The organism is Ensifer sp. M14 (assembly GCF_003355565.1).
In the GTDB taxonomy this organism is placed as follows: Bacteria; Pseudomonadota; Alphaproteobacteria; order Rhizobiales; family Rhizobiaceae; genus Ensifer.
Window position 1 is genome coordinate 2,283,197 of the sequence record NZ_QJNR01000004.1, and the last position, 17,862, is coordinate 2,301,058.

The following is a 17,862-nucleotide window of genomic DNA, read 5'->3' on the forward strand; positions in this document are numbered from 1 at the left end:
GTAACCATCCGGCGGTAGCCACCCATGCGCTAAACGAGGCTCCTGACGGGGCCTTTTTTTATGCCTTCAAACAAGCTAAGCACCCAACTGGGAAAAGGGACGGAAGCAAGTCAATGAGCGGTACAGAGAACCAGATGACAGGCGCGGAGATCGTTCTCCAGGCACTGAAGGACAATGGCGTCGAGCATATCTTCGGCTATCCCGGTGGCGCCGTGCTTCCGATCTACGACGAAATCCACCAGCAGGAGGATATCCAGCACATCCTCGTTCGCCATGAGCAGGGCGCCGGCCACATGGCCGAAGGCTATGCCCGCTCTACCGGCAAGGTCGGCGTCATGCTGGTCACCTCCGGTCCGGGCGCGACCAATGCGGTCACCCCGCTGCAGGATGCGCTGATGGATTCCATCCCGCTCGTCTGCATCTCCGGCCAGGTTCCGACCTCGCTGATCGGCTCGGACGCGTTCCAGGAATGCGACACGATCGGCATCACCCGGCCGTGCACCAAGCACAACTGGCTGGTCCGTGACGTCAACGATCTCGCCCGCGTCATCCATGAGGCTTTCCGCATCGCCCAGACCGGCCGTCCGGGTCCTGTCGTCGTCGACATTCCGAAGGACGTGCAGTTTGCGACCGGCACCTATACGCCGCCGTCGGCCGTTCCGGCCCAGAAGAGCTACCAGCCGAAGACGCAGGGCGACCTGAAGAAGATTGAGGAAGCCGTCGAACTGATGCGGACGGCCCGCCGTCCGATCATCTATTCCGGCGGTGGAGTCGTCAATTCCGGCCCGCAGGCCTCGACGCTGCTGCGCGAGCTGGTCGAGCTCACCAATTTCCCGATCACCTCGACGCTGATGGGGCTCGGCGCTTATCCGGCTTCCGGCAAGAACTGGCTCGGCATGCTGGGCATGCACGGCACCTACGAAGCCAACATGGCGATGCATGACTGCGACGTCATGGTCTGCATCGGCGCGCGCTTCGATGACCGCATCACCGGCCGCCTCAACGCGTTTTCGCCCAACTCCAAGAAGATCCACATCGACATCGATCCGTCGTCGATCAACAAGAACGTGCGCGTCGACGTGCCGATCCTCGGCGATGTCGGCTCGGTTCTGGAAGACATGGTTCGCCTGTGGCGCGCGGCCAAGAAGGCCGACGACAAGGCGCGGCTGGCCGACTGGTGGGAAGGCATCGTCAAGTGGCGGGCGCGCAACTCGCTGGCCTATGCGGCCAACGACGACGTCATCATGCCGCAATACGCCATCCAGCGGCTCTATGAGCTGAGCAAGGGCCGCGACACCTACATCACGACGGAAGTCGGCCAGCACCAGATGTGGGCCGCCCAGTTCTTCGGCTTCGAGCAGCCGAACCGCTGGATGACTTCGGGCGGCCTCGGCACCATGGGTTACGGCTTCCCGGCCGCCATCGGCGTCCAGGTTGCCCACCCGAACAGCCTCGTCATCGATATCGCCGGCGATGCCTCGATCCAGATGTGCATCCAGGAAATGTCCTGCGCCGTCCAGTACGGTCTGCCGGTCAAGATCTTCATCCTCAACAACCAGTACATGGGGATGGTGCGTCAGTGGCAGCAGCTGCTGCACGGCAACCGCCTGTCGAACTCCTACACCGAGGCGATGCCTGACTTCGTCAAGCTGGCGGAAGCCTATGGCGGCGTCGGCATCCGCTGCGACAAGCCCGGTGAGCTCGATGCTGCGATCCGCAAGATGATCGATACGCCGGCCCCGGTGATCTTCGACTGCCGCGTTGCCAACCTCGCCAACTGCTTCCCGATGATCCCATCGGGCAAGGCGCACAACGAGATGCTTTTGCCGGATGAGGCCACGGACGAAGCGGTCGCCAACGCGATCGACGCCAAGGGCCGTCAGCTGGTTTGAGATAGGGACAGGAAACAACAAAATGAGCGCACACCTTCAACCGACCGGTTCCGCCTATTTCATCACCAAGGAAACCGAAGTCGCCGAAACGCACACGCTATCGGTTCTCGTCGACAACGAGCCGGGCGTTCTCGCCCGGGTCATCGGCCTGTTCTCCGGCCGCGGCTACAACATCGAGAGCCTGACCGTTTCGGAAACGGAACATGCCGCGCACCTCTCGCGCATCACCATCGTCACGCGCGGCACGCCGCACGTGCTCGACCAGATCAAGAACCAGCTGGAAAGGCTGGTTCCGGTGCACCGCGTCGTCGATCTGACCGTGCGCGCCGCCACGCTCGGTCATGACCGCCCGGTCGAGCGCGAACTGGCGCTCGTCAAGGTGCATGGTTCGGGCGACCAGCGCGTCGAGGCCCTGCGGCTGGCCGATGCTTTCCGCGCCTCGGTCATCGATGCCAACATCGATCACTTCGTGTTCGAGATCACCGGCAAGCCAGCCAAGATCGAACAGTTCATCGCCATCATGAAGCCGCTCGGCCTCATCGAAGTCTGCCGCACCGGAATCGCTGCGATGAACCGCGGCCCGCAGGGCATGTGATTTCCGCGCGGTGAGGGTGGCTCAGGCTGTCCTGTCGCTGCCATCGCACTTCAAACTTGGGCAGCCCCGCGCTTCACGCGGGGCTGCCTTTGTCCTTTAAGCCGGGATTGCCCCCTTGCACTTCGTGCCGGGGCTGCCCCTCACCCTAACCCTCTCCCCGCAGGCGGGGAGAGGGGACTGGCACCGAGTGTGCCTCGTCCTTGCAGACTTTCCAGGAAAACAGCGTCTCTACAATCGAGGTGGTGAAATTGTACCCGACGGTTGCCGCGCGTGTCCTTCTCCCCGCAGGCGGGGAGACGGTGGCCGGCAGGCCGGATGAGGGGCAGGCGAAGCTTCCGGACACCCGCTGTTGACTTCGCCGGCACTTCTCGCCGACTAATCCCTGACAGAATGGTCGATGATGGCAGGTGCCGGATGAGTTCCACGACGATGCAGGCATTGGTTCTGACACGATATGGTGGTCCCGATGCCGCGCAGTTGCGTGACGTGCCGCGTCCGCGACCGGCACGCGGTGAAGTGCTTGTGCGGGTGCATGCCGCGGGTCTCAATCCGGTCGACTACAAGACGCGTGAAGGCATGCTCAAGGTCGTTCAACGGTATCCATTGCCGATCGTGATGGGCAACGAGCTTGCCGGTGTCGTCGAGGCGCTTGGGGAAGGCGTCACCGCCTTCGCACCGGGAAACCGTGTCTTTGCGCGTATGCCCAAGGAAGCCATGGGCGGTTTGGCCGAATATGCGGTCTTGCCCGAAACGTTTCTGGCGAAGATGCCCGCATCCATCGATTTCTGCACGGCAGCCGGCGTGCCGCTTGCCGGTCTCACGGCCATGCAGGCCCTGCGCGACGAGCTTCATGTCGGCCAAGGCAGCAGGGTGTTCATACCCGGCGGCGCCGGGGGTGTCGGCACTTTCGCCATTCAACTGGCGAAATGGCTGGGCGCAGAGGTGACGACCACGGCATCTTCTCGTGGTCGGGCGCTTGTCGAAGAACTCGGCGCTGATGTGGTGATCGACTACACGAAAGGCCGTTTCGAAGAGCATCTGCGCGACATGGACGGCGTCTTCGATCTCATTGGCGGCGAAACGCTCGTCAAGTCATTCGGTGTCGTCAAGCGCGGCGGCAAAGTGGTTTCTGTCGCGGGCATGCCCGAGCCGGAAACGGCGCGCAAAGATCTCGGCCGGGGCCCGTTCTTGAGGATGCTTTTCTGGCTTGCGTCCTACCGGATACGCGCCGTCGCCAGGAAACATGGCGTCTCCTACCGCTACCTCTTCATGCATCCTGATGGTAGCGAGCTTGCGGAGCTTGCCGGTCTCATCGAGGCAAAAGCGATCAGGCCGGTCATTGACCGCGTGTTTCCGCTCAAGGATGTTGCTGACGCCTTTGCCTACCTGGAATCCGGCCGCGCCAAGGGCAAGGTGGTGGTGGAGATTGCTAGCGGCTCGGTTTTATAAGCGTCTGCCGTATCGGCAGCGTTTCGAGGGCCGCGGCCCGCAGGGCGGCTCTTCTCTGGCTTGCCTGAGCCAGGCGGGTGGGTTTGCCCTCATCCCGCAGCCTGAGTGAGGGCGCGCAACTTCGAGTTTGCGCCATTCGGTAGCAACTGTTGCCGGCCCCCCGTCCTTCGCTGGCAGGCTTGCACCTTCGCCCGGTCTTGCTGCGCAAGTCAAAAAGGATCAAAGTCCGGTTTTGATGCCTGTTCATCGGGGAAATCAGGCAGCCGGCGATGGGAAGCTGGCGCCCTTTCACCTGGCCGAAAACGCAAACTGCCCCTTCCGTTGCCGGCAAGCACGGATGGTGAATGAACGCTCGATGGTTCTCAGGAGCTCACAGAATGGCAAGCACCAAGCGGCCCTACGATGAGTCACTCTTGCGCAAGGCCTTCGATGTGGCGCGGCGTTCGCGCGAAGGCGGGGATCATCCGTTCGGTTCCATTCTTGCCGATCGTGACGGCAACGTTCTGCTGGAACAGTGCAATGGCTACAGTTCGGAAGGTGGCGACCGCACGGCCCATGCGGAGCGGCTTTTGGCCACGCGCGCCGGCAAAGCCTATGGTCTGGATTTCCTTGCCGAATGCACGATGTACACATCTGCCGAGCCGTGCGCCATGTGCTCAGGCGCGATCTATTGGGCAGGCATAGGCCGGGTCGTGTTTGGCCAGTCCGAGAAAGAGATGAAACAACAGATCGGCGAGAGCGAAGAAAATCCGACGCTCGATCTCCCTTGCCACATCGTGTTCGCCGCCGGCCAACGCCCAACGGAAGTCGTCGGCCCGATGCTTGCGAGCGAGGCGGCGCAACTGCACGAAGAATACTGGTCTGGCCGTTAGAGTTCCAGGCGTTCAGACGAGCGCACCAAGGACGCTCAGGCAAATTGCGCAAGCTTGCCGTATCAGTCCTTCTCCCCGTTGGTGGGGTGGCCGTCGTGCCGCACGAGGGGCAGGGAATGCCCTGCTCAAGTCTTTGCCTTGGCTTGGCTTTCTCTCTTGAGCGGGCGGCTGACGGGGCAAACCTCCTGGGCAAAGCCATTGAGCGTGTTGATCAAATTGTTCGCGACGATGGAGTAGTGGACAAACTGGCCTCGCTTCTCCTTCGCGATCAAACCGGCATTCTCCAGCACCGTTAGATGCTGCGACACCGAAGGTTTGCTCATGTTGAACCGCTCGGCGATTTCTCCGGCCGTCAGGCTCGACGCTGAGAGATAGGCAAGTATCTTGCGCCGATGCAGCGAGGATAGTGCATTGAAGATCCGTTGTACCGATCGGCCTTCATCGTTCTCCAGATCGCCCTCGTTCAATTCGTCTTCCAACTTGAACTCCATCCCCGCCGAAATCGGCGCTCGGCATCCTCGGGTCAGATATTTAGGATATTGCCTAAATACCTAATCTCCATTAAATGTACTGTTAGTTGATTTCCTAATTACCTTCTGCTCCGGTGGTTTTCAATCGGATCTCCGAGTGTTGTCTGAAATCCGATGCCGATTTCGATAGGGAGCGCGCATGGTCATTTTATCGACAAGCCGGATGATATCGGAACCGGACAGCGACCCTGTGAAGGGACACGTCGTCTGGGTGCCCGGCAAATCACTGTGGATCTCGGCCCTGACGCTGGCCGCAATCATCGCCGCACCGCTGACATTTTCGTTCGAGGCTCTCCTTGTTTTCGTTGTCACCACGGGTGTTACGATCTGCCTCGGCCATTCGGTCGGCATGCACCGGTTGCTGATCCACCGCTCTTTCGAGGCGCCGCTATGGCTTGAGCGTATCCTTGTCTATCTCGGAACGCTCGTCGGCATGGCGGGGCCGTTCGGTATGATCTACGCCCATGATGTTCGTGACTGGGCTCAACGCCAGCAGGCCTGCCACGATCTCTACGCGCACCGTCGCTCGTTCTTTCGGGATGCCTTCTGGCAAATGCATTGCGCGGTGGTTCTTGACCATCCGCCGCGGTTCGTCATCGAAGACAGGGTCGCACAGGATCGCTTCTATCGGTTCATCGAGGCGACCTGGATGTTGCAGCAGCTTCCATTGGCGGGACTGTTGTTCCTGCTGGGTGGGTTGCCGTGGGTCATCTGGGGCGTTGTCGTTCGCGTTCCGGTTTCCCTGATGGGGCACTGGCTCGTGGGGCACTTCGCCCATCGTGGCGGCGAGCAGGGATGGAGCGTCGATGGTGTCGCGGTGCAGGGGTATAATCTCAGGCATTTCGGCCTGGTCACCTTTGGCGAAAGCTACCATGGCAATCACCATGCATTTCCCGAATCCGCGCGGCTTGGGATCGAAGCCGGCCAGCTGGATCTTGGCTGGTCGTTCATACGTGTGCTTTCGCTCCTGGGGCTGGCGTCGGGGATCAAACTGCCCTCCAACACCGCGCGCCGCGCCGGCTTGAGGCGTGTGGGCGCGACCGGGACGAGCGTTCCGCCCGTCAATGGTGAAGGCGGGCCGATCGCGACGGAAACTCCGCTCACGGTGAGACGAACGAGCCGCTAGATCATCTCCAGCGACCGTTTGCGCCTTGGCGGCGGAAAGGCGGTGTCGAGGGCGGCGAGGTTTTCGGCGGTGAGGTGAATGTCCATCGCGTCGCGGTTTTCGCGGGCGCGTGTCGGCGAACCGGTCTTGGGGATCGAGATGACGCCGGGCTGAGTTTTGAGGAAGGCCAGGGCGATCTGTGCAGGCGTTGCCTGATGCGCCTTGGCGATATGGACGAGATCGGCATTGCGCAGCAGCCGGCCCTCGTCGAGCGGAGAATAGGCCATGACCGCGACGCCTTGGCTCTGGCACCAGGGCAGGAGATCGTATTCGATGCCGCGTCGCGAGAGGTTGTAGAGCACCTGATTGGCGGCGACTTGTCTGCCATCCGGGACCGCCAGAAGTTCTTCCATGTCATCGACATCGAAATTGGATACGCCCCAGGCGCCGATCTTGCCGGCCTTCTTCAGGGCTTCGAAGGCAGCCACCGTCTCGGCGAGCGGATAGCCGCCGCGCCAGTGCAGCAAATAGAGATCGATATGGTCGATGCCGAGATGTTTCAGGCTGCGCTCGCAGGCGGCCTCGGTGCCATCGCGGCTGGCGTTCGACGGCAGCACCTTGCTGACGATGAAAGCCTCGTCGCGCCGGCCCTTGACCGCTTCACCGACGATACGTTCGGAAGCGCCGTTTCCGTACATTTCGGCGGTATCGATCAAGGTCATGCCGAGGTCGAGGCCTGCCTGCAGGCTCTTGATTTCGTCTGCGGCGCGCGAGCGCTCGTCGCCCATGCGCCAGGTGCCCTGGCCGAGAACCGGCACGCTGCGGCCGTCGATGAGGAGGGTGGTCGGGATAGGGTCGTGCATTCGGTTTCCTCGCTTTCGGATGCGGCGCAGGATCTAGCGCGGGGGGTGCGCCAGCGTTGTTCGCGTGGCAATCTAGCGCAATCGTGCTGTCTTTCGAGATGTCATTTGCAGGCAAAGGAAAGGCCGGCTCATGCAGTCGATCGGCCGCGTTCCTTTTCCAGCTTCTGCAGGATATCGACGAAGGCGCGCACGCGGGCGGGGCGGTAGTGAGACGGCGGGTAGACGACGTGAATGCCGCCGGAAGGCAGCGTCCAGTCGGCAAGGATGCGGACGAGACGGCCATCGGCAAGCTCGCTGCGGACCTGATAATCCGGCAGCACGGCAAGGCCGATACCCGCAAGCGCGCAGCAATAGGCGGCGTCCGTGCTGTCGACCGCAACGACGCTGCTGCCGACGACGGGTGCCTGTTCACCACCAACGTGGGAAAAGGTCCAATGGAGTGGCGCCTTCAGCGCACCATTGGCGATCCAGCTCGCCTGTGACAGCGCGCGCGGATGCTCGATCGTGCCGATGCGGGCGGCATAGGCGGGCGATGCCACGAGATATTGCTCGAAGGTGCCGATGCGGCGTGCCCGCTCGCTGGAATCCACCAGCCAGCCGGCGCGGATGGCGATGTCCAGCCGCTTCTCGATCATGTCGAAGACGATATCGTTGAACGACAGGTTCACCTGCATGGCCGGATAGCGCGCGACATAGGCGGCGACCGCATCGACGACGACGCGCATGCCATAGTCGAGCGGCGCGGTCAGCGTCAGCGTGCCACTTGGAATTTCCGCTTCCTCAGAGACTGCGCCGACCGCTTCATCGGCGTCGCGCAGGATCAGTACGCAGCGCTCGTAAAATCGAAGGCCGCTATCGGTCGGCCGCAGCCGCCGCGTCGTGCGGATGAGGAGGGTGGTGCCGAGCTCTCTTTCGAGCTGCGCCACCTGATGGCTGACGGCCGCCTTCGCCAGGCCGAGCTTTTCCGCAGCGGCGGTGAACGACCCCGCTTCTACGACGGCAATGAAGTGGGAAAGCCGGTTCAGGTTGACGGTCATACGGTTTTTCCCATGATTGTCTGAAATGATCAGACAATCTGTTCAAGCTGGCGGGCTTTTTCAAGAGGGTTTCGGTGGGCATTGTCGCGCCATCGACCATTGGCCTCGCGAAGGAGACCCCATGCACATCATGATGACGCGGCGCGCCGCACTGAAGACGGCCGTTACTGCTGGCGCCGTTGCCCTGTTGCAGCCGGCCGGCAGCCTTGTGGCCCAGGCCGCATCGAAGCTCGACTGGACATTTTTCCAGGCGGACGAGGCCGGCTTCAGCCGCACGCCGGTGCTTCTGACCGGCGAGAAGGAGGCCATCCTGATCGACGGCGGCTTCACGCTTTCCGACGGCAAGACGGTTGCCGACGCCATCAAGGCAACGGGCAAAAGGCTGACGACGATCTATGTCAGCTGCAGCGACCCGGACTTCTATTTCAGCCTTCGGCCGATCGTTGAGGCGTTTCCGGATGCCAAGGTGTTGGCGGCACCGGCGACCATCGACGCGATCAACGCCAATGTCCAGACCAAGCTCGACACATGGAGCCCGCAGCTCGGCGACAACGGACCGAAGGTGCTGGCCGATGTGGTCATTCCCGAGGCGTCAGAGCTTTCGTCGCTGACGCTCGAAGGCAACGCGATCGACATCGTCACCGTCGAGGGCCTGAAGGATCGGCGCTACCTGCATGTCCCTGATCTCAACGCCATCTTCGGCGGCGTGCTCGTCTATTCCGGCGCGCATGTCTGGGTCGCCGACGAACCGACGGCGGAAGGCCGGAAGACATGGATCGAAGCGCTTGACGCCATGGCGGCGCGCAAGCCTGCCATCGTCGTGCCGGCGCACAAGGGCGCGGGCGGGCCTGATGGCATCGAGGCTATCCTGTTTACCCGCGACTATCTCATCGCCTTCAACGCGGCGGAAGCCAAGGCCAAGGACAGCGCCGAACTGATCGCTGCGATGACCAAGCTCTATCCGGATTTTACTGACGTTTCCTCGCTTGAACTTGGCGCCAAGGTGGCCAAGGGCGAGATGAAGTGGGGTTGAACCATCCGACGACTGCGCCGCGCGGCGCAGTCGTCGTTGCAGCACTTTGCATTGCTGCAGTTTATGGATCTGGGAAACATGCGCGCTGCGCTCGCCGGATCCAAGGGCAGCCGCCCGCGCGGCCTACGTCTCGGCCTCGAAGCGGCTCGTGTCGTCACGGTCGCGCTCATATCGTCGCTTGAGCGGGAACGGCGGCAGCCAGGATTCTCGGCGAATGGTCCAGAGTTCATAAGTCGGCGTCAACTGGTCCGGCGCATCGAGGGAGCCGAGGTTTACTTCGATTTCGTCTGCCGAGCGCGAGAAGACGGGCGAGCCGCAGCGCGGACAGAAAAACCGACCGGCATAGTCACGTGTTTCGCCATCGATCGTCACCGCGTGCGCCGGAAATATCGCGGAAGCGTGAAAGAGGGCGCCATGATGCTTGCGGCAGTCAAGGCAGTGACAAAGGCCGACGCGATAGGGGCGCCCCGACGCCACGATCCGCACGTTGCCGCACCGGCAACCGCCCGTGAACCGGTCCATGTTTTAGCTCCTCCAGAAACAAGCAGGGAATGCTTATCGTAAACAACCCGGCTATCGCAATTTTCGACTGCAAGCAGGCTTGCATCGCACAGGCCATCGGTCGATCTTGTCACCGTGACAAGTATCCGGCTTCGCGTCGGAATTAGGTCAATTATGTTGACCTAATTCAATCGGAGAAAGACCATGCAGGCCGATACGCTTCTGGCGTTGTTTCTGTTCGCATTCACAACGTCGATCACGCCGGGTCCGAACAACATGATGCTGTTTGCCTCGGGCGTGAACTTCGGCTTCGTGCGCACCATTCCGCACATGCTGGGCATCGGCGCTGGCTTCTTCTCGCTGCTGATCGCCGTCGGTCTCGGCCTCGGCGCGCTCCTGCATTCCGTGCCGTTGCTTTACACGGCCTTGAAATTTGCCGGTGGCGCTTACCTCGTCTGGATTGCCTGGAAGATCGGCACCTCGCGTTCCCTCGGCGAAGGCAAGGCCGGTGCCGCGCCGATGAGCTTCCTGGCTGCCGCCGCCTTCCAGTGGGTCAACCCCAAGGCCTGGGTCATGGCCGTCTCGGCGATGGCCACCTATACCGGCGGCGCGAACTATCTCATGAGCGTGCTTGTCGTCGGTCTCGTCTTTGCGCTGGTCAACGTGCCGAGTGTCTCCACCTGGGCCGGCTTCGGCTCGGCGCTGCGCCAATGGCTGTCGGAGCCGGCACGGCTCAAATGGTTCAACATCACCATGGCGGTGCTGCTCGTCGTCAGCCTGTGGCCGATGCTAAAATAGCTGGAACTGCGGCTTTGCCAGCATCAGCCAGAAGATGCCGATCACGGCAAAGAAGGCCGGGAAGCCGCAGGCAAACCAGATTGCATAGAGCCGATCGAAGGCCGCCGGCAGCGGCGTATCCTCTGCCGCTGCAAGCCGCGCCAGATTGCGCAGCCGGATCTGAACCCAGACAACGGGAAGCCAGAATAGCCCCGTGACGACATAGAGGATCAGCGACAGCGCGATCCAGCCTTCACTGAGCGACCAGCCGATCCTGGTCGCCAGCAGATAGCCGGTGATCGGCTGGATCACCACGGCGGTGGCGGTGAAGACCGTGTCGGCAACGACCACCGTGCCGGCGACATGGGCGATCAGCCGCGCATCGCGCGTTCGCCGCGCCATCACCATGAAGAAGGCGATGCCCGCGCCGGTGCCGAAGAGCACGGCGGCGCCGATGACATGGGCAAGGCGCAGGAGATCCTCGGTCAACATCAGCGTTCATCCAGAATCGCAAGCGTGGCCAGCGTCAGAAGGATCGACGGCAGAACCTTGACGAGCGGCCCGAGCGGATCGACCCAGAGCTCAGGCTCGACCAGGGTCGCGGAGGCGAGATAGGCGGCGGTCAGCACCAGCATGCCGAAGAGGGCTCGTTTCGCCCACGGGCGGGCCAGCACCGCCAAGCCGAGCACGATATCGGCAAGGCAGGTCAGGAGCGTCAGTGCCGTTGCCGGTCCTTCGCCCATGAGCCGCAGGAAATGTTGCCGGGCGGCGTCGAGGTCGAGAAGCGGGATCAAGCCCGACAGCAGCCAGAATGCCGAAAGCCCGACGATCATCAGCGGCTTGAGGAGATAAAGCCGGGCAAACCAGAGATCCTGCACGCCGGATGGCGCAGACGAAAGGCTTTGGCGGGCCGACAGAAACGGCACTGCGGCGTGAGCGCTATCCTCGCCAGAGACGCCGCCGGCCATGACGGCAAGCGCGGTCGAGCGCAGCGGCGAACGCCAACCGAGCCGCCCGGCGATATCGGCAAGGAGCCCGACGGGCGCCGCGAGCGGGGCGGGCAGCGAGACGATGCTCGCCGGCCGCAGGCCAAGCCATTGGCGGTGCAGCGTGACGAGTTCGGCAAGGGTTGGCCGCTCCGGGTGGCCGAGCACGAGATCGCTTCGATCGGGCATGAGATTGGCGACTGCGGCGCTGACGGCCTCAGTGACATCGCCCAAGGCAACTGTCTCGACGCGGCTCTCTGCGTGGACGAGCGGGATCGCCAAGGGCAGGGCGGCAAGCGCCCTGATGAGGGCCGAGCCACCATGGGCATTGCGGCCAAGCACCAGCGCCGGCCGCAGGATGACATGCGATATGCTGCTTGCGGCAAGTGCGTCATCCGCGCGAAATTTGGTGGCGAGAAAGGCTCGCTCCGCGCCGGCACCGTCGCGGGGGGCGGAAATCTGCACGATGCGCATCGACGGCTTGTCTTTGGCGGCGGCATAGAGCGCCAGCATCGCCGTCTCCTGTGTCGCCGCCACGTCATCTGCCAGGCCATCCTGTAGCGCACCGGCGCAATTGACCACCACGTCGTAGCCTTGGACGAGGGGCTGCCAATCCTCAGGCGTGCGCATGGTCGCAAGATCGGCCGTAAGCCACTGCGCATCGGGCATCCTCAGACGGGCGCGGGCGACAGCGCGGCCAAGGCCGGTAACGATGTGTCCATCGGCAAGCAGCCGCTGGAGGCTGGCCGAGCCGATGAAGCCGGTGGCGCCGAGAATCAGAATTTTCATGAGGTCACGTTACAGGGCTGCCAGCGAAAATCGGCGGGTAAAATGATCGAGCAGCAAAGGTGGACTGCACGACTTCGCGCCTTGGATGGAGTTGACACCATGCAACGGCAGAGGCTGCTGCGGGTATCAAAACAAGCCGCCGATTGCTGGGTGCCCACAGGCGCGGAAGGGGCTGCAAACCTGTCACAAGAACTCGTCGATAACGATTACGACAGCAAGCAGGAACATTGGCGGTATGGTGATGGCAAGCCGGAACGCCCAATTTGAAGGCAGTCGTGGCCTGTCGACCGGATTGTCTTTCCGCAAGGGCTGAATGAGTTTCTCGCGGACGAACGCGGGGGATACGGCTTCACCGACGGGCGCCCCTATGGTTTCATCGATTGCCGCTCGAATGCGGCTGCGCTCCGGCTCGCTCAGTTCAAGCCGGGCGAGTTTCTCGTCAAGCAGGATCGGCAACGCGACGCCTTCGGCCATGACGGCAAGGGCCGGATAGGCGTGGCCGGCAAAGGCGGTTGTCGGCAGTGCACATCTGTCGCTCGTCGGCCGGAGGTACAGCGGGCGCTGGCCCGGCTTCATCCGTGTATAGCCTGTCTTGATCGTACCGCGCGTAAAGGGAACGCTCGGGGCGTAGCGCAGGACCTGGCTGCCGCTCAGGTCGACGATGATGGGTTTGAGCAGATACCGCCGGCCGGCGGCGCGGCCGGCAAGGAGAATGGGTATGGCGTTGCTCAGCATGACCAGGCTGAACAACGCAAGGCCGGCTCCGAGGATGAGCCGTTGCGCCGTCGTGCGGATGACGCTGCGATAATCATGGGTGAGGCTGACATGTTCGGGGCTGTCGCCGGCGATCGTGATGTTGCCCTGTCGGCAAAGGCCGGGTTGACCGACCGAACGGGTGTTCAAGATTTGCTCATGGGGTCGACCGTCGTGCTGAAAGCGAACCTGCGTGCTGCACAGCTGGGGCCCGTCGCTGCCAGGCAGGCAATCGACCGAGCAGATCTCTGCGCCGCTGATGAGAACGGGGTTCCGGCTGATGGCGTAATCACGCATGATGTCGTCGATCGGGAGCCGGAGCAGGCCCACCGCCAATGGCAGCGGCAAAAGTGCCAGGAAGAGGAAAAAGAAGCCGAGGGAAAAGACGGGTGCAACGACGCGGATAGCACGGGGCGGGAAGGCACTTTCGATTGGTGTCGTCATGCGCTGCCAGTTCCCTCAATGCTTCGTTGTCTGCCTTCCGCCCGCAAGGCGTCGTCGCGTCGAATCACCCCGTTTGCGATGACCTTAGCGCAACTTCAGACTTGTGACGGAGGTGGTGTGCAATCATGCCTTCGTCGTTTTCCCGATGATTGCTTGCAGTCAAACGGGCCATGTCGACAGCGGTGGCAAACTGCGTCGAACCGGACTTGTTACGGTGACAATTCCGGTCCACGGCCGCTGGTAAAATCGATTTCGAAATCGGCGTTTATTCGCTACGACTATCGCCTCAGGGAGACAGCGGCGCCATCTGCGCGCCCTAGGGCACCGTGCTGCGAGGAGCCAGGCAATGTCCGAACACCATCATGGTCACGATCACCATGATCACGATCATCACCACGACAACCATTTCACCGATATGGAAGCGCGGGTAAAGGCGCTCGAGACCGTTTTGACGGAAAAGGGGCTCATCGATCCGGCGGCGATCGATGCCATTGTCGAGACCTACGAGACCAAGATCGGCCCGCGCAACGGCGCCCGCGTCGTTGCCAAGGCCTGGAACGATGCCGAATTTGCCGACTGGCTGAAGCGCGACGCGACGGCGGCAATCGCCAGTCTCGGCTATACCGGCCGGCAGGGCGAGCACATGCGCGCCGTGTTCAACACCACCGATACCCACAATCTCGTCGTCTGCACGCTCTGCTCCTGTTACCCCTGGTCGGTGCTCGGCCTGCCACCGGTCTGGTACAAGGCGCCGCCCTACCGCTCGCGCGCGGTCATCGACCCGCGCGGGGTGCTGGCGGAATTCGGGCTGACGCTTTCCGAAGACACGCGCATCCGCGTCTGGGATTCGACCGCGGAGCTGCGCTATCTCGTGGTGCCCGAACGGCCGGCGGGAACGGACGGGCTCGACGAGGAACAACTTGCCGACCTTGTGACCCGCGATGCGATGATCGGCACCGGGCTTGCGCTTGCCCCGGAGGCGCTGCGATGAACGGGCCACACGATCTCGGCGGCCAGCATGGCATGGGCCCGGTCGCGCCCGAGGCCAACGAACCGTATTTTCACGCCGAATGGGAAAAGCGGGCGCTCGGCGTGACGCTCTCCTGCGGCGCCTTCGGCGCCTGGACGATCGACGAGAGCCGGCATGCGCGCGAAAACTTGGCCCCGGCCACCTATCTCTCGGCAAGCTATTACGAGATCTGGACGCGGGCACTGGAAACGCTGTTGAAGCGCCATGGCTTCGTCACCCAGGCCGAACTCGATGGCGGCCATATGCTGGAAAAGGGTGCTGCGCCCAAGCGCGTGCTGAAGGCCGAGATGGTGCCGGGCGTGCTTGCCAAGGGTGGTCCCTGTGACCGCCCGGTCGACGCCCGCCCGCGCTTCGTCGTCGGCGAAGAGGTTCGCACGAAAAATTTCAATCCGACGACCCATACGCGGCTGCCGCGCTATGCCCGTGCCAAGATCGGCCGAATAGAGGCGGTGCAGGGCTCCTTCGTCTTCCCCGACGACAACGCGCATGGCCGCGGCGAGAGTGCGCAGTGGCTCTATACCGTGGTGTTTGACGGGGCTGAGATCTGGGGCGAGGGCGCCGACCCGACGCTGACGATCTCTATCGATGCCTGGGAGGGCTATCTTGAACACGTGTAAGGTGGCGTCGCCGCTTATTGCTTCTGCAGAGCTGCCGAAGTCGCCGGAAGGCGATCCTGTTTTCGCCGAACCCTGGCAGGCAGCCGCCTTCGCCATGACCGTGCGCCTGCACGAAAAGGGCGTGTTCTCCTGGCCGGAATGGGCCGAGGCACTTTCGACTGAGCTCTACAAGCCCGGCCGCAAGGCGGATGCCAGCGACTACTTCGATTGCTGGGTGGCGGCGCTGTCGCGGCTCGTCACCGAGCTTTCGATCGTATCCGGCGGACATCTGGATATCCTGACGAAGAGCTGGCAGCGTGCGGCCGAGGCGACGCCGCACGGGCATCCGATCGTGATCGAGAACGATCCGCTGCGGTAGGGGTGCTCCTCTTGGAGCGTGAGCGGGATTACCCCATCTCCTTTAAGCGCGCGGGTTTGCCCCTCACCCTAACCCTCTCCCCGCGGGCGGGGAGAGGGGACGCGCACGGCGGCTGCGTCACCATCCGACATCTGTCGTCAGGGGGCAGTGATCGACGACTGGTGTTGTCGGGTGGACGGTTGCCGTGCATTTCCTTCTCCCTGCGGGCGGGGAGAAGGTGGCCGGCAGGCCGGATGAGGGGCACGTTCTCCGCTTGCGAAAAGCGGGCCGGCAGATCGGATGTGGGCGGCAAAGGCTCCGTCACGTAACGTGAGCCGCTCATGCAAATAGCGCCGTAGAGCCCTGATATCCTGATAAATTCGCCGTCAGACCACTCTTCATACGGGTCATATGGGTGGTGCCTGGCTGGTCGCGCTCAGCTTTTGGCCGCAGCCGGCTTCTCGAACTGGCGGTAGCACTCGTCGGCGACCTTCTGCAGAAGCGTGCGCGGCACTTCGCCGGTGACGGCGTAGCCGATCGGGCCGTCGATCCAGTAGAAGGTTTCGACGCCGCCGCTGCTGTCGATGCGGAAGCTGGTTTCGCGGTTGTCGGGATTGCGGCCGAGCAGCACGGTCAGCCGCTGGCCGCTCGTGTCCTCATACATGAACAGCGCGCCCGCCTTGCCGTTGACCGGCAGCAGCCGGCCGCCGACGAGCGAAAAGCCGAGATTCGACAGGTCGGGGATGTTGAGCGGATGATCGAGCCGCTTGCCGAGCCAGTTGGCAAGGTGGGTCTGCTGGTCCGGCCCGACCTCGACGGCATGGCGCACTTCGCTTGCATAGATGAGAAATGCCGATTGCGCCTGGCGCGGCAGGCTTTCCGCCACCTGGGCAACTTGCTCGGACCGCCCGGGCGTAAGAATATGCGGGGCATAGAGCCCGGTGAGGGCGCCGGCGGCGAAAAGCAGGAGACCGGCGGCAATACGGCTGCCGAGGCGTTCAGTCCAGCGATCGCCCGAATGAGCAACTTCCCTGACATTCGTGGCCGACAGAAGCGCGCGGTCGCGCTCGTCGCTGTGCGCATAGGGGGAAAACATGGCGCGAAGCTCGGTCGCCTGGGCCTGCCATTGGCGGACGTCCTCGGCGCGCGCCGGATTGCGCTCGAGCCATTGCTCTACCCGCGCCCGATCCGCCTCGCTCAGGAAGCCGTCGACATAGGCGTTGAGGTCGTCTTCGGAGACGGTTTTGCGTTCGTCCGTCATTTCGGTCTCCGCATGCTGATCACGTTATCGTCCTTCATCGCTTCGGCCAGCTGGTGGCGCGCGCGTGACAGGCGCGACATCACCGTGCCGATCGGTATGGCCAGCATGTCGGCCACATCCTGGTATCGGTATCCCTCGATCACCACGAGCATCAGCACGGAGCGGTTTTCCGCCGAAAGCCCGTTGAGCGCGCGTTCGAGCCGGGAGCGTTCGAGCGGATCGCTCTCATGGGTTTCGGCCTGCAGCCCGAGGTCGTCGTCGAGTTCGACCTGCGGGTGGAGTGCCGTGTGCCGGTGCTGGTTGCGGCTGAGATTGGTCATGATGGTGAAGGCCCAGGCGCGCAGGTTGACCCCGCGCCACTGGGCGCGGCGCGCCAGAACCTTCTCGACACAATCCTGCAGCAGGTCTTCACCATCCGGATCCGAACGTACGAGGCTGCGCGAATAGCGCCGGAGTGCCGGCATCAGCGCCAGCACGTCCTCCTCGAAGCGGTCGGGCGCGGCGGCATTCGCCTCCACACCCTCGCTCATGCGGTCACGGCTTGACGACATCCCAGACGCCCTTTACGCCATCGCCGGTCGCGTCACCCATCTTCTTGTCCTTGATCCAGAAGTACAGCGGCATGCCGTCTTTCGCCCATTGCTTGGCTCCGTCCTTGCGCTCGACGATCGTGAAGGCTCCCTCGGCCTTGGCATCGCCTTCGACCATGAACGGCGGCCAGTTGGTGGCGCAGGAATCGTAGCAATTCGACTCGCCCTTCTTGTCGTTCTTGAACGTATAAAGCGTCATGCCGTTGGCGGCGGCGAGCACATTGCCCTTTGCCGTTTCGACCGTCTTGACCGGAGGGGCCGCAAAGGCGACGCTGGCGACAAGGGAAATAGCAATTGCTAGGGGTAACGGTCTCATGGGAGCTTTCCTTCCTCAAGTTGTTTCTAACGGAGCGCGCAGGGTGCGTATCCGAAGATGAGACACGAGGAGGGCGACGATTATT

The 17,862-nt window shown here is 62.9% G+C and carries 20 protein-coding genes; 10 read left to right on the forward strand and 10 right to left on the reverse strand.

Translation table 11 applies throughout. The features are described 5' to 3' along the window. Window positions 1-113 precede the first annotated feature (113 nt). The 4 genes from BLJAPNOD_RS10830 to BLJAPNOD_RS10845 all read left to right on the forward strand — a co-directional run bounded on the left by BLJAPNOD_RS10830 (window position 114) and on the right by BLJAPNOD_RS10845 (window position 4,808). On the forward strand, window positions 114-1,892 hold the full coding sequence (locus BLJAPNOD_RS10830; protein WP_077500135.1) for an acetolactate synthase 3 large subunit: 1,779 nt from the start codon (window positions 114-116) through the stop codon (window positions 1,890-1,892). A gap of 22 nt (window positions 1,893-1,914) precedes the next feature. Beyond that, a complete protein-coding gene (ilvN, locus tag BLJAPNOD_RS10835; RefSeq protein WP_077500137.1) occupies window positions 1,915-2,487 on the forward strand; it encodes an acetolactate synthase small subunit in 573 nt (190 codons plus the stop codon). 414 nt (window positions 2,488-2,901) lie between these two features. Continuing rightward, a complete protein-coding gene (locus BLJAPNOD_RS10840; RefSeq protein WP_244610915.1) occupies window positions 2,902-3,936 on the forward strand; it encodes an NADP-dependent oxidoreductase in 1,035 nt (344 codons plus the stop codon). Between the two features lie 377 nt (window positions 3,937-4,313). After that, window positions 4,314-4,808 (forward strand): nucleoside deaminase, encoded by a 495-nt coding sequence (locus BLJAPNOD_RS10845; protein ID WP_115419806.1) that lies wholly within the window; start codon window positions 4,314-4,316, stop codon window positions 4,806-4,808. Window positions 4,809-4,933: 125 nt separating this feature from the next. Here the strand turns inward: BLJAPNOD_RS10845 and BLJAPNOD_RS10850 are convergent, their stop codons facing one another. Then, window positions 4,934-5,287, reverse strand: coding sequence for a metalloregulator ArsR/SmtB family transcription factor (locus BLJAPNOD_RS10850; protein WP_244610916.1), 354 nt, complete (start codon window positions 5,285-5,287; stop codon window positions 4,934-4,936). Window positions 5,288-5,477: 190 nt separating this feature from the next. On the opposite strand from BLJAPNOD_RS10850, the gene BLJAPNOD_RS10855 reads away from it, so the two are divergent. Beyond that, window positions 5,478-6,464, forward strand: a complete 987-nt coding sequence (locus BLJAPNOD_RS10855; protein ID WP_115419808.1) for an acyl-CoA desaturase — start codon at window positions 5,478-5,480, stop codon at window positions 6,462-6,464. Here the strand turns inward: BLJAPNOD_RS10855 and BLJAPNOD_RS10860 are convergent. Together BLJAPNOD_RS10860 and BLJAPNOD_RS10865 are read right to left on the reverse strand one after the other, a co-directional pair. Continuing rightward, on the reverse strand, window positions 6,461-7,306 hold the full coding sequence (locus BLJAPNOD_RS10860; protein ID WP_115419809.1) for an aldo/keto reductase: 846 nt from the start codon (window positions 7,304-7,306) through the stop codon (window positions 6,461-6,463). The genes BLJAPNOD_RS10855 and BLJAPNOD_RS10860 overlap by 4 nt on opposite strands. Window positions 7,307-7,434: 128 nt before the next feature. Continuing rightward, the gene (locus BLJAPNOD_RS10865; RefSeq protein WP_115419810.1) at window positions 7,435-8,343 is read right to left on the reverse strand and encodes a LysR family transcriptional regulator; all 909 of its coding nucleotides are present in this window, start codon (window positions 8,341-8,343) and stop codon (window positions 7,435-7,437) included. A gap of 130 nt (window positions 8,344-8,473) precedes the next feature. Between BLJAPNOD_RS10865 and BLJAPNOD_RS10870 the strand changes: the two genes are divergently transcribed. Further along, entirely contained in the window at window positions 8,474-9,376 is a 903-nt protein-coding gene (locus BLJAPNOD_RS10870) for an MBL fold metallo-hydrolase (protein ID WP_115421244.1), read from the forward strand. A gap of 123 nt (window positions 9,377-9,499) precedes the next feature. Here the strand turns inward: BLJAPNOD_RS10870 and BLJAPNOD_RS10875 are convergent, their stop codons facing one another. Continuing rightward, complete coding sequence (locus tag BLJAPNOD_RS10875; protein WP_077500143.1) at window positions 9,500-9,898, reverse strand: GFA family protein; 399 nt, start codon at window positions 9,896-9,898, stop codon at window positions 9,500-9,502. Window positions 9,899-10,081: 183 nt separating this feature from the next. Between BLJAPNOD_RS10875 and BLJAPNOD_RS10880 the strand changes: the two genes are divergently transcribed. Beyond that, the gene (locus tag BLJAPNOD_RS10880; protein WP_115419811.1) at window positions 10,082-10,675 is read left to right on the forward strand and encodes a LysE family translocator; all 594 of its coding nucleotides are present in this window, start codon (window positions 10,082-10,084) and stop codon (window positions 10,673-10,675) included. Here the strand turns inward: BLJAPNOD_RS10880 and BLJAPNOD_RS10885 are convergent. The 3 genes from BLJAPNOD_RS10885 to BLJAPNOD_RS10895 all read right to left on the reverse strand — a co-directional run bounded on the left by BLJAPNOD_RS10885 (window position 10,667) and on the right by BLJAPNOD_RS10895 (window position 13,626). Further along, window positions 10,667-11,143, reverse strand: a complete 477-nt coding sequence (locus BLJAPNOD_RS10885) for a DUF2269 domain-containing protein (RefSeq protein WP_115421245.1) — start codon at window positions 11,141-11,143, stop codon at window positions 10,667-10,669. The two genes, BLJAPNOD_RS10880 and BLJAPNOD_RS10885, sit on opposite strands and share 9 nt — an antisense overlap. Before the next feature lie 2 nt (window positions 11,144-11,145). Then, on the reverse strand, window positions 11,146-12,429 hold the full coding sequence (locus BLJAPNOD_RS10890; RefSeq protein ID WP_115419812.1) for an SDR family oxidoreductase: 1,284 nt from the start codon (window positions 12,427-12,429) through the stop codon (window positions 11,146-11,148). 183 nt (window positions 12,430-12,612) lie between these two features. Next, window positions 12,613-13,626 (reverse strand): hypothetical protein, encoded by a 1,014-nt coding sequence (locus BLJAPNOD_RS10895; RefSeq protein WP_115419813.1) that lies wholly within the window; start codon window positions 13,624-13,626, stop codon window positions 12,613-12,615. Window positions 13,627-13,972: 346 nt separating this feature from the next. Between BLJAPNOD_RS10895 and nthA the strand changes: the two genes are divergently transcribed. The 3 genes from nthA to BLJAPNOD_RS10910 are packed head-to-tail and all read left to right on the forward strand — an operon-like array spanning window position 13,973 to window position 15,631. Beyond that, complete coding sequence (gene nthA, locus BLJAPNOD_RS10900; RefSeq protein ID WP_077500150.1) at window positions 13,973-14,617, forward strand: nitrile hydratase subunit alpha; 645 nt, start codon at window positions 13,973-13,975, stop codon at window positions 14,615-14,617. Further along, a complete protein-coding gene (gene nthB / locus BLJAPNOD_RS10905; protein ID WP_115419814.1) occupies window positions 14,614-15,273 on the forward strand; it encodes a nitrile hydratase subunit beta in 660 nt (219 codons plus the stop codon). The genes nthA and nthB overlap by 4 nt, the downstream gene beginning before the upstream one ends. Then, window positions 15,242-15,631: a nitrile hydratase accessory protein gene (locus BLJAPNOD_RS10910; protein WP_077500154.1), complete on the forward strand. Its 390-nt coding sequence runs from the start codon at window positions 15,242-15,244 to the stop codon at window positions 15,629-15,631. The genes nthB and BLJAPNOD_RS10910 overlap by 32 nt, the downstream gene beginning before the upstream one ends. A 415-nt stretch (window positions 15,632-16,046) precedes the next feature. On the opposite strand, the gene BLJAPNOD_RS10915 is transcribed toward BLJAPNOD_RS10910, so the two are convergent. The 3 genes from BLJAPNOD_RS10915 to BLJAPNOD_RS10925 are packed head-to-tail and all read right to left on the reverse strand — an operon-like array spanning window position 16,047 to window position 17,777. Beyond that, window positions 16,047-16,871, reverse strand: coding sequence for an anti-sigma factor (locus BLJAPNOD_RS10915; protein ID WP_115419815.1), 825 nt, complete (start codon window positions 16,869-16,871; stop codon window positions 16,047-16,049). Further along, window positions 16,868-17,422 carry an RNA polymerase sigma factor gene (locus BLJAPNOD_RS10920; RefSeq protein ID WP_115419816.1) on the reverse strand — a complete coding sequence of 185 codons (555 nt, stop codon included), beginning with the start codon at window positions 17,420-17,422 and terminating at the stop codon, window positions 16,868-16,870. Before BLJAPNOD_RS10920 ends, BLJAPNOD_RS10915 begins: the two co-directional genes overlap by 4 nt. Beyond that, the gene (locus tag BLJAPNOD_RS10925) at window positions 17,406-17,777 is read right to left on the reverse strand and encodes a hypothetical protein (protein ID WP_115419817.1); all 372 of its coding nucleotides are present in this window, start codon (window positions 17,775-17,777) and stop codon (window positions 17,406-17,408) included. Before BLJAPNOD_RS10925 ends, BLJAPNOD_RS10920 begins: the two co-directional genes overlap by 17 nt. Window positions 17,778-17,862: the final 85 nt, after the last annotated feature.

Coding starts and splice junctions, on each gene's coding strand:
- BLJAPNOD_RS10830 (WP_077500135.1), top strand. CDS start 114: ATGAGCGGTACAGAGAACCAGATGACAGGCGCGGAGATCGTTCTCCAG.
- ilvN (WP_077500137.1), top strand. CDS start 1,915: ATGAGCGCACACCTTCAACCGACCGGTTCCGCCTATTTCATCACCAAG.
- BLJAPNOD_RS10840 (WP_244610915.1), top strand. CDS start 2,902: ATGAGTTCCACGACGATGCAGGCATTGGTTCTGACACGATATGGTGGT.
- BLJAPNOD_RS10845 (WP_115419806.1), top strand. CDS start 4,314: ATGGCAAGCACCAAGCGGCCCTACGATGAGTCACTCTTGCGCAAGGCC.
- BLJAPNOD_RS10855 (WP_115419808.1), top strand. CDS start 5,478: ATGGTCATTTTATCGACAAGCCGGATGATATCGGAACCGGACAGCGAC.
- BLJAPNOD_RS10860 (WP_115419809.1), bottom strand. CDS start 7,306: ATGCACGACCCTATCCCGACCACCCTCCTCATCGACGGCCGCAGCGTG.
- BLJAPNOD_RS10865 (WP_115419810.1), bottom strand. CDS start 8,343: ATGACCGTCAACCTGAACCGGCTTTCCCACTTCATTGCCGTCGTAGAA.
- BLJAPNOD_RS10870 (WP_115421244.1), top strand. CDS start 8,474: ATGATGACGCGGCGCGCCGCACTGAAGACGGCCGTTACTGCTGGCGCC.
- BLJAPNOD_RS10875 (WP_077500143.1), bottom strand. CDS start 9,898: ATGGACCGGTTCACGGGCGGTTGCCGGTGCGGCAACGTGCGGATCGTG.
- BLJAPNOD_RS10880 (WP_115419811.1), top strand. CDS start 10,082: ATGCAGGCCGATACGCTTCTGGCGTTGTTTCTGTTCGCATTCACAACG.
- BLJAPNOD_RS10890 (WP_115419812.1), bottom strand. CDS start 12,429: ATGAAAATTCTGATTCTCGGCGCCACCGGCTTCATCGGCTCGGCCAGC.
- BLJAPNOD_RS10895 (WP_115419813.1), bottom strand. CDS start 13,626: ATGACGACACCAATCGAAAGTGCCTTCCCGCCCCGTGCTATCCGCGTC.
- nthA (WP_077500150.1), top strand. CDS start 13,973: ATGTCCGAACACCATCATGGTCACGATCACCATGATCACGATCATCAC.
- nthB (WP_115419814.1), top strand. CDS start 14,614: ATGAACGGGCCACACGATCTCGGCGGCCAGCATGGCATGGGCCCGGTC.
- BLJAPNOD_RS10910 (WP_077500154.1), top strand. CDS start 15,242: ATGCCTGGGAGGGCTATCTTGAACACGTGTAAGGTGGCGTCGCCGCTT.
- BLJAPNOD_RS10915 (WP_115419815.1), bottom strand. CDS start 16,871: ATGACGGACGAACGCAAAACCGTCTCCGAAGACGACCTCAACGCCTAT.
- BLJAPNOD_RS10920 (WP_115419816.1), bottom strand. CDS start 17,422: ATGTCGTCAAGCCGTGACCGCATGAGCGAGGGTGTGGAGGCGAATGCC.
- BLJAPNOD_RS10925 (WP_115419817.1), bottom strand. CDS start 17,777: ATGAGACCGTTACCCCTAGCAATTGCTATTTCCCTTGTCGCCAGCGTC.